At 37.3% G+C, this 14,120-nt stretch carries 11 protein-coding genes; 6 read left to right on the top strand and 5 right to left on the bottom strand.

Going from position 1 to position 14,120, the window contains the following annotated elements; all coding sequences use genetic code 11:
* Window positions 1-4: 4 nt before the first annotated feature.
* Window positions 5-1,546 carry a serine hydrolase gene (locus tag AXA65_RS05095; protein ID WP_063969040.1) on the bottom strand — a complete coding sequence of 514 codons (1,542 nt, stop codon included), beginning with the start codon at window positions 1,544-1,546 and terminating at the stop codon, window positions 5-7.
* A gap of 93 nt (window positions 1,547-1,639) precedes the next feature.
* On the opposite strand from AXA65_RS05095, the gene AXA65_RS05090 reads away from it, so the two are divergent.
* The 4 genes from AXA65_RS05090 to pyrF all read left to right on the top strand — a co-directional run bounded on the left by AXA65_RS05090 (window position 1,640) and on the right by pyrF (window position 4,455).
* Window positions 1,640-1,957: a hypothetical protein gene (locus AXA65_RS05090; RefSeq protein ID WP_063969039.1), complete on the top strand. Its 318-nt coding sequence runs from the start codon at window positions 1,640-1,642 to the stop codon at window positions 1,955-1,957.
* A gap of 45 nt (window positions 1,958-2,002) precedes the next feature.
* Entirely contained in the window at window positions 2,003-2,320 is a 318-nt protein-coding gene (locus tag AXA65_RS05085; RefSeq protein WP_063969038.1) for a DUF6572 domain-containing protein, read from the top strand.
* 49 nt (window positions 2,321-2,369) lie between these two features.
* Window positions 2,370-2,921 carry a DNA-3-methyladenine glycosylase I gene (locus AXA65_RS05080; RefSeq protein WP_063969037.1) on the top strand — a complete coding sequence of 184 codons (552 nt, stop codon included), beginning with the start codon at window positions 2,370-2,372 and terminating at the stop codon, window positions 2,919-2,921.
* 175 nt (window positions 2,922-3,096) lie between these two features.
* On the top strand, window positions 3,097-4,455 hold the full coding sequence (gene pyrF / locus AXA65_RS05075) for an orotidine-5'-phosphate decarboxylase (RefSeq protein WP_063969036.1): 1,359 nt from the start codon (window positions 3,097-3,099) through the stop codon (window positions 4,453-4,455).
* Window positions 4,456-4,583: 128 nt separating this feature from the next.
* On the opposite strand, the gene AXA65_RS05070 is transcribed toward pyrF, so the two are convergent.
* Window positions 4,584-4,880 carry a GIY-YIG nuclease family protein gene (locus tag AXA65_RS05070; RefSeq protein WP_063969035.1) on the bottom strand — a complete coding sequence of 99 codons (297 nt, stop codon included), beginning with the start codon at window positions 4,878-4,880 and terminating at the stop codon, window positions 4,584-4,586.
* Window positions 4,881-5,047: 167 nt separating this feature from the next.
* On the opposite strand from AXA65_RS05070, the gene AXA65_RS05065 reads away from it, so the two are divergent.
* Complete coding sequence (locus AXA65_RS05065) at window positions 5,048-7,864, top strand: hypothetical protein (RefSeq protein WP_063969034.1); 2,817 nt, start codon at window positions 5,048-5,050, stop codon at window positions 7,862-7,864.
* Window positions 7,865-7,954: 90 nt separating this feature from the next.
* Here AXA65_RS05065 and AXA65_RS05060 read toward each other — a convergent pair whose 3' ends face one another.
* The 3 genes from AXA65_RS05060 to AXA65_RS05050 form a co-directional block, all read right to left on the bottom strand.
* The gene (locus AXA65_RS05060; RefSeq protein ID WP_063969033.1) at window positions 7,955-8,872 is read right to left on the bottom strand and encodes an IS982 family transposase; all 918 of its coding nucleotides are present in this window, start codon (window positions 8,870-8,872) and stop codon (window positions 7,955-7,957) included.
* A gap of 104 nt (window positions 8,873-8,976) precedes the next feature.
* Window positions 8,977-9,765: a T9SS type A sorting domain-containing protein gene (locus tag AXA65_RS05055; protein WP_063969032.1), complete on the bottom strand. Its 789-nt coding sequence runs from the start codon at window positions 9,763-9,765 to the stop codon at window positions 8,977-8,979.
* A gap of 86 nt (window positions 9,766-9,851) precedes the next feature.
* Window positions 9,852-10,610 (bottom strand): T9SS type A sorting domain-containing protein, encoded by a 759-nt coding sequence (locus tag AXA65_RS05050; protein ID WP_063969031.1) that lies wholly within the window; start codon window positions 10,608-10,610, stop codon window positions 9,852-9,854.
* A gap of 174 nt (window positions 10,611-10,784) precedes the next feature.
* Here AXA65_RS05050 and AXA65_RS05045 point away from each other — a divergent pair, with 174 nt between their 5' ends.
* Window positions 10,785-14,018, top strand: a complete 3,234-nt coding sequence (locus AXA65_RS05045; protein ID WP_371131537.1) for a hypothetical protein — start codon at window positions 10,785-10,787, stop codon at window positions 14,016-14,018.
* The last annotated feature ends 102 nt before the right edge of the window (window positions 14,019-14,120 follow it).

The following is a 14,120-nucleotide window of genomic DNA, read 5'->3' as shown; positions in this document are numbered from 1 at the left end:
AATTCTAATTAACCTTCTTCAAATCCAAATCCTCAAAATCAAAACTAAAATCCGTCACATCGGAGATTGGTTTCATCTTCGCAGAAACGGCTTTCCCATTTTCATCAAAATTCAAAGTGAAGAAAACATCGGCGTCGTAACTTCTGTCATCCCATTTTACCACAAAAGAATTGGCAGAATAGGGAATCAAATCGCCTTTCAGCCTTGGAGAAGATTTGCTAAGAATTCTATAAGCTTTTCCAACTTTGGAAACCTCAACAATCCCAAACCATTCGTCTTTGTACAATCCAATGAACTGGTCATCTTTCAAATCAGATTTGAACTTGGAAGCTTTGTCGTAAACATCTTTCTTTTGTTTGGCGAAAAACTCTTCATTTTTTTTATTCCTATCGCCATAGATTTTCAACCAATCCCGGTTTTCAATTTTCAAATAAGCATCTTTCACAGAGTTTGTAATCGTAGAAAAGGCCGCGCCGGATTGTTGATTTGTTAGAACTACAATTCCCAATTTCATATCCGGAATCAATGTGAAATGCGTTACCGTACCAATCAGACCTCCTGAATGCTGAACTTGCAAATGACCTTTCACATCGCTCAAGAACCAACCTAATCCATAACCGTAAAACTTCGTGTCGTAAGGCGATGTAATTCCCACTTTATCCGGAATCTGAAGACTCCAAAGCTCGTGCGCATTTTTCTCAGAAACCAATCGTTTTCCGTCTTTGGTCACAAAACCATTCAGAAGAAAATCTGCCCAAGTCGTCATATCTGTGATGTTACTCATAATGCCGCCTGCTGCATTTGCAGTATCGTTCCAGTCGTGAGGAACGGCGATGGCTTTTCCGCCCACTGGCGCGTGCGCATCGATGATATTTTGCGAATTGGCAGCAACTGCTTTTTTATAACTTCCGAAACTCGCTGTCATTCCGACAGGTTTCATAATTCTTTGCTCGATAAAATCTGCCCATTGCAAACCAGAAACTCTGTGAATCACTTCCCCAGCAACGATGAACATAATATTGTTATAATCTAAAGTTGTTCTGAATGGATTTTCGGGTTTTAAATATCGAACATTGTGAATAACGTCATTCACTGTCAGATTTCCGCCTTCTGGGAAAAACATCAAATCGCCTTGTCCCAAACCTAATCCGGCTCTGTGCGTGATCAAATCCTTGATTGTCACATTTTGAGAAACGTACGGATCTGCCATTTGGAACTCAGGAATATATTTGCTGACTTTATCGTCCCAATTTATTTTGCCTTCGTCAGCCAGAATTGCCAAAGCGGTACAAGTGAAACCTTTACTATTAGAGGCAATTCCTACTAATGTATTCTCGTCCATCGGTTGTTTATTATTCAACGAACGAACACCAAAACCTTTGGCATAAATCACTTTTCCGTCTTTCACAATTCCGACCGACATTCCCGGAACATCAAAAGTTTTAAGTGAATTCTGAATCAGTTCGTCGAGTTTTTTTTCTTCAATCTGAGCATTGAATACGGAAAAAGCGCAAAGAGTAAAGAAGAAAGAGATTTGTTTTGTCATTATTATAAAGCTTTAGACGAAGATAAGGATTTTAAGAAACTGGAACTTAAATCCATCAATTTAGTTTGTATTTTTGTTTTAAATAAATACAAAATGACAAATGATAATTTTGACGAAATCATAGAAAGGTCAATTAAAATAAGAAAATCATATCACCAACTGGAACTCAAACAAAATGGAAAAGTCTGGACAATTGAGCAAGATGCCTTGGGATTTTTGTCTGATGCAGGATTGGTTGGGAGAAATACGATGTCTCACGAAAAAACTTGGTCAAAAGCTAATTCAGATGAAGAATTGGAACACAAACTTGCCGAATCTATTTGGTGGATTATCAATCTTTCCGACAGAATGGACATCGATATCAAAGTGGCGATGGAGAATTTCCTTTCCAAAACTGAAAATTTATTTTAATTTAACCATAAGACAAACAAAATTGATAAGCATAAATTAGATAAAATGAGTGTAGAACAAATAGATAAGATAGATTTCATTAGCACAACAGACGAAGAAAAAGTAGAACTTACAATTTCTGACCATCTAGAATGGGATGAAGAAAATAATCACATCCTTGTTTTACAAAATAAAATAAACGCATACCTAGATTATATTCAAAATGGACAAATTTTAGAAGTTTATCCAAACTTGAAAAATAAAGACATTATAATAAGTCTTATGATGAAGTATAATCCAAATGAAAAAGCACTAGCTTTTCTAAATCATTGTGATGAATTTATGGAAACATTAGATTTAGCATTTAAATGGAAAACTGTCTAAACAAAATTTTATCCGCATTTAATAATAAACTTAAAATCTAATCAAAAAAATGTCGTATTGCGCCGCCATAGAAACAATGCAACCCGAAGATAGAAAAGCATTGCACAAAAATTACCACGACAACCATTACGGTTTTCCGATTCATAATGATGACGAACTTTTCGGAAGATTGATAATGGAAATCAACCAAGCCGGACTCAGTTGGGAAACCATTCTTAAAAAAGAAGAGTCTTTTAGAAAAGCTTACAGTAATTTCAGTATTGAGAAAATTGCTGCTTATACAGAAAAAGACCGAGAAAGATTGTTGTCAGATCCTGGAATCATCAGAAACAAACTGAAAGTCAATGCAGCGATTGAAAATGCAAAAACCATCTTGGAACTTAAAAAAGAATTTGGTTCGTTCGAGAAATGGTTGGAACATCACCATCCAAAAACTAAAGAAGAATGGGTGAAATTGTTCAAGAAAACGTTCAAATTCACAGGTGGAGAAATCGTTGGAGAATTCCTGATGAGTATTGGTTTTTTGAAAGGTGCGCATTCTGAGAATTGTAAAATCAATGGAAAGATTATTGTTGCGAATCCGAAGTGGAAGGAAATTTAAACCACAAAAGTCACAATAGAGAATTTAAAATGAAAGACTTTTAAAAGAGCAAAAAGCTGACTTGCAAAACCTTTTACTTTTTTGAACTTTTGATAAACTTAGAAATAAGTATAGCTTTAGTGCCTTTTGTGGTTTAAAAAATAGCCTTAAATTTGTAGAAATCTAAGAAAAATAAATGGAAAGTAAAAAAGAATTCTTCCTCGAGTGTTACAAACTCGGGATCATCAAATTTGGGCGTTTCACACTGAAAAGCGGGATTGAAAGTCCGTTCTACGTGGATCTTCGTCCGCTCGCTTCTGACCCAAAGACCCTGAAAAAACTAGCCAATTATCTTCTGGAAATGCTTCCATTGGATAATTTCGATATCATTTGTGGTGTTCCTTATGCTGCACTTCCGATGGCGACTGCAATGTCTTTGGAAAGTTTTATTCCACTGATCATCAAAAGAAAAGAAGCCAAAGCTTACGGCACCAAAAAACTCATCGAAGGAATTTTTGAAAAAGGACAAAACTGTCTTTTGGTAGAAGATGTGATCACCTCCGGTAAATCACTTGTAGAAACCATCGACGAAGTTGAAAATGAAGGCATCAAAGTTTCTGACATCGTTGTGGTTTTGGACAGACAGCAAGGCGGAAAAGAAAAATTGGAAGCCAAAGGTTACAAAGTTCATTCGCTTTTCAACATTTCTGAAGTTGTGGAAATCTTGAGAGAAGTGAATTATATTGATGAAGATGAAGTGGCAAGGATCAAAGATTTCGTGAATGGAAATCAAGTTATCTTCGAAGAGAAAAAACGTTTGTCTTACGAACAAAAATTAGAAACTGCGGAACATTCGTTTGCCAAGAAAATTCTTGAGATTGCTATCGAAAAAAGGTCAAACCTCATCGCTTCAGCTGATTTTATTACCACAAAAGAATTATTGGATTTTGCAGATTTCGTAGGACCACACATTGTCGCTTTGAAAACGCATATCGATATTCTGAATGATTTTGATGCAGACGAAACCATTCTTCCATTAAAAGATCTGGCTACGAAACACAACTTTCTATTGATGGAAGACCGCAAGTTTGCTGACATCGGAAACACGCAGGAACTTCAATTCTCCTACGGAACTTACAAGATCTCCAACTGGGCAGACCTCGTGACTTCTCACGTTATCGGTGGAAGCAAGAGTTTGGATTGCTTTATGAATGTTGGTGTTGTCGCAATTTTGGGAATGTCTTCCAAAGGCACTTTGACCGATTCTCATTACCGAGAAGAAGCGATGAAAGTGATACAAAGTCATCCAAACATTATTGGTTGCGTTGCCCAAAACGAGATCTCTGATGAACTTCTACTCTTCACGCCAGGTGTCAATCTTGGCGAAACGGGTGACGACAAAGGTCAACAATACAATTCTCCAGAGCATGTGATCAAGAATTACGGCACAGATTTCATTATCGTTGGACGCGGCATTTATAAGTCCGAAGAACCTGAACAAGAAGCTCTGCGTTATAAAAATGAAGGCTGGAAAGCATATTTGGAAACGCTGTAACTTTAAAACAATATAAATTAAGCCCTTTCTTAGTTTAAAACTATGAAAGGGTTTTTCATTTCTGTCAGTCTGAGGTTCTCGAAGACAAATAAAAACTTAAAAATCTTCAGATTTTTTCCATATAAAGATTATCGATTAGGGAATTTTCGTTTTGACAGATTGGGCAATTTCTCCCATTCATCATTTATTATCGCCTCCTTTTTTGCTCTACTCCACCCTTTCACTTGTTTTTCAAAAGCAATTGCCTGATTCACATCATCGAATTCTGTATAATAAACAATCTCAACAGGCCGACGGTGAAAAGTATAACAATTTGGATTATAACCATTTTGATGATATAGTAACTTTGTTTCCAAATCATTTGTCACGCCTGTATAATAGGAATTATCTGTACAAAGCAAGATGTAAACATAATAACGTTTCATAAATGTGTTTTCTCAAATATAGAAAAAAAGCAGAGCTTTTTTGAGTTTTTATATGTCTTCGAGAACCTCAGACTGACAAGTTGATGATCAACAATAAAACTTTAACAAACATAACCCATACTTCATCAGAAAAAATTAGTAGTTTTGATAAGTACTGATTGTTCCTGATGAAGCGTTTTTTTTGTGTCTTAGTTTCTTTTTCTTTTAATTTCTGGGCGGTTGCTCAGCAAGACAGCATTCGGTTGAATGTCAGACTGAATGACGACCAGAAATCGATTTCTGTCGAGCAGACTTTGGTTTACCACAATCCACATCAGAAATCCATCAGTCAGATCAAACTTTTGAATTGGGTTTCGGCTTATCAGAAAAGGAAAACGCCACTTCTAAAAAGGAAAATCGAGGACAGAAAAAATGACCTCTATTTCGCAAAGGACGACCAGTTGGGAAAACTGGAAAGCCTCCAATACTCCCATAACAACATCGCTTCTGAAGTCCTGAACACCAAACAGGAAAATATTTTCATCCCACTTTCCGAAGCTTTGAAGCCGGGAGAAAGCGTTACCATAAATTTCAAATATCAGATCCGACTTCCCGACGCTCGTTTCACAGGTTATGGAATCAATACGAATCATATTCTTCTGAAATACTTTTTCCTGGTTCCTGAGACTTATGAAAACGAAGCGCAAAGCAATTATTTTTATCGCGATACAGAAGAAACGGCTAATGCGGGCTCATTTTGGAATGTCAATTTTCAGCTTCCTGAGAAATGGAATGCCTACTCCAATTTGAAGGAGACAAGCCACCTCAACTTCGAAGGACAATCTACCAATGACCCAGAATTTCAGCTTTCGATAGAAAACTATCCTCAGTTTTCGGCCAATTTAGATGGCGAAACAACACAGATCCAATTGGGTTATCAGGTCTCAGATTATCAGAAACAAGTTTTGGAATTTCTGCTTGCGACTCAACTTAGATTCATAAAAGCAAGAACTGGAAATATTCCTGAAAAGCTCTTCATCACGGAGAAATTCATGAAAAAAGAAGAGTTTATCGGAATTGATGATATCAAATTTTGGAAGTTCAAATTCCAGATGTTCACAGATTATGAAAAGACCGACCTGGATTATTTTAGCACGATCTCTAAAAAAGTCATGGACGAATTTTTCATCAGCAACAAAACAAAAGACCATTGGCTGAAAAATGGTTTGAAGTCCTATCTGGAAATCCAATATTTGAAAAAAAACTATCCAGACCACAAATTGATTGGCGATCTTGCCGACAACGCCAAGTTTTTCGGGATCAAACCTTTGAAGATCTTTCATGCTTCGAAGCTGAAATTATCCGAACGTTACGGCCTGGCTTATCATTATATCTACACTCAGAATCTCGACCAGAAGATCACGACACCATTTGACAAGTTGAGTAATTTTAACACAACCGCGATCAGCCAGTTTGAAACAGGAAGTCTTCTCAATTATATTTCGGAATACCAAGAAAATGAATCGTTTGACACTTTTCTGAAACAATATTTTTCTAAAAATTACAGAAACAAAGTCATTGGTGATGATTTTCTGAAAGACCTTGAGAATCATTCTGATGGAAAATCTACATTCTTAAAAAACATGATGTCAGAAAAACATCGGATCAACTTTAATCTTAAAAATTTTGATAAAAAAGACAATGACTACTTGGTCAAAATCCAGAAAAATAAGACCGAAATCATTCCTTTAAAGATGGAGACAGAGACCAAAGCTACTGGGAAAACGACCTTTTGGAAAGACGGAACGGAGATGAAAAAGGACACCTTCTCCCTTCCTTCAAACCAAGTGGAAAAGATTGTTCTGAACGATGATTACGTTTTCCCTGAAACCAATTTCCGGGACAATTATCTTTACACAAAAGGGATTTTCTCGAACATGAAGAAGATCAGATTCAAGTTGATCAAGGATATTCAGAATCCGGAATATAATGAGATCTTCATCACACCAAGACTTACCTTCAACGCTTATGATAAAGTTCTTTTTGGATTGAATTTTAAAAATCAAGGGATCTTTGACCAGAAATTTGATTATTCGGTGACGCCATACTATAGTTCCGGAACTGGGAAACTGACCGGTTCAGCTGGTTTGGGCTACTCCATTTTGCCGCCAGAAAGTTTCTTCAGAAGCTGGAATTTTGGAGTGTCTGGATCCTATTTTCATTATGATAATAATTTGGCATATCAACGATTTGGAGCGTCCACATCGTTAAGTTTCAATAAAAATCCAAGAAGTGCAATCGGGAGAAATTTATTCTTTTCTTACAACTATTACGAGCGGGAACTCTCACCTATAAGAATCCTGAATAATGAATATGCAAAGTACAACCTCTGGAATTTGGGCTATTCCTATTCCGATAACCAGATGATCCACGAGAAATATATCGGGACCAATGTCCAATGGATGGAGGATTTTCAAAAGATATCAGCAGAGGCCTTTTACCGCTGGGAATTTGCAAAGAACAAGAAGATCAGTTTCCGTTGGTTTGCGGGCTACTTTGTAAAGAATGAGACCAAAAATAATCTTTTCAACTACGGAATCTCACGGGTTTCCAACTACTCTTTTTCTTACGGATTGTTGGGACAGAGTGCAACCTCAGGGATTCTTTCTCAGCAATTTATATTGGCAGAAGGCGGCTTCAAATCATTCTTCAACACTTCCGTGAATCAATTTATCACCAGCGTGAATGTAGATTCTCATCTTTGGAAGTGGTTCAATCTGTATGCAGATGCTGGCGTTTACAAGAACAAAAACAGAGCTGCACAATTCATTTGGGATTCTGGCATCAAGGTAAAAGTGGTTCCTGATTTCTTGGAGGTTTATTTTCCCGTCGCATCTACTTTAGGCTTTGAACCTGGTTTCAAAAATTATGGCTACAGGATCCGATATACATTGGTATTGAACCTTGGTGCACTGATCAACAATTTAAGAAGAGGCGTGTTTTAAACTATCCTTTTAATTCCTATAAAAAAAAAGGCTTCCTAAATTAGGAAGCCTTCTATTTTTAAGAAAAACTTAGATTAACCTGAGTTCGGTTTAAGCAAAATTTAAAAATAATTGGCCGTCATTTACTTTTTTCAAATTAAGTGACGGTTTTTTTGGAAAGAAACAGTATGCTGTAAGCCCTCCCAAAATATTCATTATAAAATTGCTCACACTGCGATGTCTGGTGTGTTCAACCTGACAGTGATTCTTCAATTCATCATTTATGGTTTCAATGATGGCTCTTTTTCTGAGCAAAATCTTGTCTTCCATAGTCATAATATGATTTTTCATATTCTTTCTAAGTTTGGTAAAGAGTTGAATTCCATCTGCAAAAAGCATCTCCCACAGGGCTTTTGAAAGGTATCCTTTATCGGCAAACAATTTCCCAAACAGTTGCTTGGTCATCTTCTTAATGTGTGTCGGATTTCGATCATCCACATTTCCTTTTGTCACATAAAAAGATAAAAGTTCTCCCTTTTCATTGCATACCAAATGCAGTTTAAAACCGTAGAACCAACCCAGTGAGGATTTTCCGCGTTCTGCTAAACCTTTGAAAACTTTATGATTATGTATTCTTTGGTTTCTGCAAACTTTCAAAGTTGTACTATCCATAAAGCTTATTCCTGTGCATTTTCCCAGACATTTTTCTTTTAAAAATAAGGCAAAAACAACAAAACATCTTTGTTGAAGTTCGATAAACCTGTTGTAGGAAAGACTGTTTGGAAACAGATCTTTCCAATACCCACAAACTATTTCTTTGTAATAATGCTTAAACGTTTTGTGAGCTCCCAAATGAAAACCTATCATGATTGTGATAATTTCAGAATCAGACATTTTTGAATTTCTGTTCCTTCTCCTCTTGTTGTCTCCTAAAGCATTAAGCTTTAATTTTTTAATTTGTGCATCAAACTCTTTACAAAAATCATCAATTTGTACAAAAATATTTGTAATTTGGACTTTCAAATTCATAGCAATAAATCGTTTAAATATTTGAATGTCAGAAACTTAAATATACGAATTATTGCTATTTTTTACAAATTATATCTCATTTTTTATCCCGAACTCAGGTTAGATTAGTTTTTGATCACTTTTTGAGATACTTTTTCTCCGTTAACTGAACCAGTTACGATGTAAACACCTTTAGCAAGAGAAGATACGTTCAAAGTAGAACCTTCTGTTACTTTAGCAGCTTTTACAACTTGACCAGCAGCGTTTACGATTTGGATATCGGCAGTTTTAGCGAAAGCGATAGATTCTCCAACAACAGTATTTTTAACCAATATAGAGTTTGTTTTTGCAAAATCTGCAACTGCTAAAGTTGCAGAACCTTTGATATCATCTACAAACAACGCATTAGTCGAACTCTTTTGTAACTTTATAGAAAAAGATGGAGTTGACCCCCAAGATACTCCAGTAAGATCTAATGTGATGGTAACCCAATCATTAGTATTGATGCTTCCTGTATAAGAATTTGCTCCTGTAGCAGTCAGAGTAACATTTCCAGTTGTACCTGCGGGAACGTTGAAATACTTACTTCCAGCAGCTGTTCCATCTCCAGCATTGAAAGAAATTCCACCAGCAACACCTTTTACCTTCAATGTAATATAATTGATTCCTGTAACATTCATGTTTTTATTAGCTGTCATTACATAAATGTTTGATGTGCCTGTATTATCAGTAATTTTTAATGCACCTGTTCCACCAACACCACCAGCTGCACTTTGTTCTCCAGACTTAAGATCAAATCCTAAGCTTGATTGAAAAGCAGTCCAATCATTAAAATCAGAGCCAGCAAAAAGGTTACTTTGTGCTGAAACTGTCATTGCTGCAGCAACACTTAAAATAGTAAAGATTTTTTTCATTTTATTAAAGTTTAAAATTGATTACGTAAAAATAAGTAAAAAAATGCTCCCAATTACAGAGAGCATTTTTTTAACATTTATTTTAATTATTTTTTGATAACTTTTTGAGATACAGCCTGTCCGTTAACTAGACCTGTTACCACGTAAGTTCCTTTTGGCAACGCAGAAACGTCCAATCTAGAGTTATCAGAAACCTCAGCTGTTTTCACGATTTGACCAGCAGTGTTGTAAACTGATACTTTCGCAGAAGCTCCGAAGATCAATTCGTTAGAAACGATTGTGTTCTTCACCAAGTTAGCTTTAGCATTGTTTGCATCTACCACAGCCATAGTCGTATATGCAGTCCAAGAAACGTCATCAATAGTAACTTGTTTGTTTCCTGCAGCAGTTCCAGTTGGATAAGAGATTTTGATCTTTACTGATCCAGATTTGTTAACTGGAGTAGTAGAAGTCAATACCGTAGTATCTTCTCCAGCAGCTCCAAACGCAGGAGTTACTGTCGTTTGTACTCCGTCAACAAAAACGGCAAGAACTCTTGTGTTGGTTCCTCCTGTAAAAGCTTTTCTGTATTTGAAAGTAAAAGAACCAACTCCATTAGGAATTGTGAACTCTACAGAACTTGGCTCGTCTGATCTTCTTAGCATAAGTCCTTTTCCAGTGATACCATAAGTATCCTCGTCACGAGAATGAACATAATCAACACTTACACCACTAGTTTCTCCAGAGAAGCTACCGTTTGCATAAGCTGTTGACAAAGCTGTCTGAGCTGAGAACGTTTCTGTACCTTGCGCACTTACTGTTGCAGTTAAAGCAACTGCTGCTAATAGAGAATAGAATTTTTTCATAATATAAAAATTTAAAATTGTTATTGTTTTATTGTTTCGTTTTGTCTGTGGCAAATATAAAATTTTAATGCTAACTACAATTTTAAGAGGTCGTTTCCCGTTTTAAATAATTGTTAATTCGTTTCAACGCCTATTATTAGTACTTTTACACATCATGACAAAAGGGTGGCTAAGATAAATAAAATTTTTCTGTTAACATTGGTTTTTTTTGCGTTAAATCTCTTTAACGCACAGATTTTCAGTTGGAAGAACCCGAATATCCCCCAAGATTCCCTTAAAAAAGACAGTATTCTCATTTCAAAGATCAACCAGTATTTTTTCACCAAAGACACGCTTGACTTCGTAAAAAAACAAAATAAAGTGATTTATGATGAAGAAGTGCTCGTAAAAAATGATAAGAAAAGAATCCTTGGAGAACTCAATTCCAAAGGATCGATCATTAGAGGAATCACCTTCGGAAATAACCAAGGTTCTTCTGTCCAAAGTTCTATGGATATGCAGATCTCTGGAAAGCTAAGTCCTGATGTTTCGATCCTGGCTTCTATTTCGGACCACAACCTTCCGGTTCAAGCAGATGGTTACACGCAGACTTTGCAGGAATTCGATAAGATCTACCTTCAGCTCAATATCAAAAACCACAGCATCATAAGAGCCGGACATCTTGATCTGAATGATGAGACCACCTATTTCGGTCGTTACCAGAGAAGAAGTATGGGATTGCAGTTTCTCACAGCTTGGGAAAAGAATGGCAACAAAACCTCTGTCGACGTTTCAGGTGGCGTTGCGCGAAGTGAGTTTTTCCGGATGCGCTTCCAGGGAATCGAGGGAAACCAAGGCCCTTATCGATTGACCGGAAAAAACGGAGAACTATTTATCACGATCATCTCTGGTTCTGAGCAGGTTTTCATCGATGGCGTTTTGATGAAGCGTGGCGAAAATCAGGATTATGTCGTTAATTATAATACTGGCGAAATCACATTCACCAGTTTCCGACCGATATACAAACAAAACTTCATCAACGTTTCCTATAATTATACAAACAGAAATTACACCAGATTCCTGATTACGGGAAACATCAAACATCAGCGAGAAAGACTGAAAGCAGGCTTCAGTTGGTTTATGGAGAATGACAACAAGAACGCACCACTTTCGCTTAACCTTAGCGAAGAGGATCAACTTCAACTCGTGAATGCAGGAAACGACCCGACTTTGATGTTCTCACCTTCTGGCATAGAAACAGAATATGATGTCAACAAGATCCTTTACAAAAAGGTGTTCTCGGGCGATTCTTTCTACTATGAATTTTCAACGAATCAAACCGAGGTGCTCTATCAGGTTTCATTCACCTATTTTGGTAGTGGCAAAGGTGACTATCAATTGCAGCAGACCACCAACAATGGTAGGGTTTTCCAATATATGGGAACTGGCTTAGGTGATTATCTTGCTGTTCGGAAATTGCCGGCACCAGAAAAGTCTCAGGTTTATTCCGCCAACGTAGAATATGCTTTGAACGAAGGCGTCGTCGGGACAGATGTTTCCTTAAGCAATTATGACCTCAATGCATTTTCTTCGAGGGACAATGACCAGAACATTGGTTACGCCGCAAGGATCTACGCCAACAAAACTTTCCGAAAAAACACTTGGACCGGAACACCAATGGTGGAATATCAAGTGATCCAAAAGAATTTCCACATTCTGGACAGGATCAATAATGTAGACTTCTGGCGTGATTTCAATTTGACCAATGAGTTCAATCAGATCACGCAAAACCGATTCATCTTTTCTTTCCTTAATGACTTCAATAAAACTTCCAAGATCAATTACAAGATCAATTATCTTGAGGAAACCGACTCTTACAAAGGAATCAAAAACGATCTGGATGCTGTATGGAAAATTGGAAGATTCAACAATCTCGCGGCAGTTTCATACCTTGACACCAAATCGACAGACCTAAACACCACCTTCGTCCGTGGTACAGTTTCTACAGAATTAGCTGGTAAAAAAGGCAGCTGGATGTTGGGCGGAGCTATGGAACACAACGAGAAAAAATACAACACGACCCAGACTTTGGATTTGACAAGTTTCAGTTGGAAGGAATTGTTCATCCAGAAAAAGATCGCTGACTCAGCCAGAACCAAATTATTGACCAAACTGTATTTCCGAAGCAACGACTCTGTACAGGATAACCGCCTTCAAAAGATGAACAACATTGTCGGGATCATGGCAGAAAGTCAGATCATCAAGACCGAAAAGACGCAATTGTCCACATTGTTCCATTACAGAAAGTTCTTCTACGAGGACAAGAGTTTGGCAAATGACCAAAATCAGGATTTTGTGGTGGGGAATATCTTGTACAACCAGCAGCTTTTCAAAAACGGAATGCGCCTGCAATTTTTCTATGAACTTGGAAATGGTCAGGAGGCGCAGCGCGAATTCCAGTACATCAAAGTGACAGACGGACAAGGCGTTTACAAATGGACCGATTACAACAATGACGGCATCCAGCAACTCGACGAGTTTGAAGCGGCAGAATACGCCGATCTGGCGCAATACATCCGGGTTTATACTAATAGTGTGAATTACCTGGCTTCTAACAAAAACAAGCTTCAGCTTGCCTTATTCGTGAACCCATCGGTTATCATCAGTTCTCAAAACGAATTCCTGAAACGTTGGAACTTCAATCTCTCATTGCTTTCACAGAATTCTTATCTTAAAAGTGATCAGGTTCTGGTGTGGAATCCATTCAAAAAAGAGACCGACCAATTGTTGAGAACACAGAATATTTTAGCATCGGCTCTACTCAATTCTAATGACAAATCTGGTTGGAACGGGAGTTACCGCTACACAGACAATGACAATCTGGTCAACGCCAATTTCAGTAATGAAGCACACGGTCAAAGATCACACTTCCTGAATGTCGGCTATTCCTTCACCAAATCTTTCCGAACAGATTGGGAAAACTCGATTCAAAATGTGACCAATAGTTCGCAGGTTTACGATTCGCGAAATTATCTCCTTCAAAACTGGGAAACGAAACCGAAAGCGACCTACAAACTGTCCGAAAGCTTACAGACAGAGCTTTTCGGCGCGCTTCGTCAAAAGAAAAGAACCGATGGTGAAGAGTTGTTGAAAACTTACGAAATCTCCGGAACGCTTCAGTGGGAAAAGGTCAAAACGTCCGTGCGAGCGAATTTTTCTTTCATTAATAATGACTTTACCGGGAATAATTTCAGCATCGTCGGAAATCAAATGTTGGAAGGTTTGAAAGTTGGGAAAAACCAGGTTTGGTCGCTATTCATTCAACAAGCCATCAACTCATTCATCCAACTGAATGTGAATTACGAAGGCAGAAACTCCGGCGAAAGAACGATCCACATTGGAAGTATGCAGATCAGAGCGAGTTTTTAATTGGTTGAGTTGTTAATCCGTTAAATCGTTAATTTGATGATTTGTAAAACTGTTGATTTTCCGATTTTATTGTTTGTCGAATAAACGATTTCACAATTCTAC

It is taken from the genome of Chryseobacterium sp. FP211-J200 (assembly GCF_001643375.1).
GTDB lineage: Bacteria > Bacteroidota > Bacteroidia > Flavobacteriales > Weeksellaceae > Epilithonimonas > Epilithonimonas ginsengisoli.
This window is presented reverse-complemented; position numbering and strand designations above follow the sequence as displayed.

What these genes read in the sequence shown, in the direction of transcription:
- AXA65_RS05085 (WP_063969038.1), top strand. Translation starts at nt 2,003, where the DNA reads ATGAGTGTAGAACAAATAGATAAGATAGATTTCATTAGCACAACAGAC.
- AXA65_RS05060 (WP_063969033.1), bottom strand. Translation starts at nt 8,872, where the DNA reads ATGAATTTGAAAGTCCAAATTACAAATATTTTTGTACAAATTGATGAT.
- AXA65_RS05080 (WP_063969037.1), top strand. Translation starts at nt 2,370, where the DNA reads ATGTCGTATTGCGCCGCCATAGAAACAATGCAACCCGAAGATAGAAAA.
- AXA65_RS05055 (WP_063969032.1), bottom strand. Translation starts at nt 9,765, where the DNA reads ATGAAAAAAATCTTTACTATTTTAAGTGTTGCTGCAGCAATGACAGTT.
- AXA65_RS05050 (WP_063969031.1), bottom strand. Translation starts at nt 10,610, where the DNA reads ATGAAAAAATTCTATTCTCTATTAGCAGCAGTTGCTTTAACTGCAACA.
- AXA65_RS05095 (WP_063969040.1), bottom strand. Translation starts at nt 1,546, where the DNA reads ATGACAAAACAAATCTCTTTCTTCTTTACTCTTTGCGCTTTTTCCGTA.
- AXA65_RS05065 (WP_063969034.1), top strand. Translation starts at nt 5,048, where the DNA reads ATGAAGCGTTTTTTTTGTGTCTTAGTTTCTTTTTCTTTTAATTTCTGG.
- pyrF (WP_063969036.1), top strand. Translation starts at nt 3,097, where the DNA reads ATGGAAAGTAAAAAAGAATTCTTCCTCGAGTGTTACAAACTCGGGATC.
- AXA65_RS05070 (WP_063969035.1), bottom strand. Translation starts at nt 4,880, where the DNA reads ATGAAACGTTATTATGTTTACATCTTGCTTTGTACAGATAATTCCTAT.
- AXA65_RS05090 (WP_063969039.1), top strand. Translation starts at nt 1,640, where the DNA reads ATGACAAATGATAATTTTGACGAAATCATAGAAAGGTCAATTAAAATA.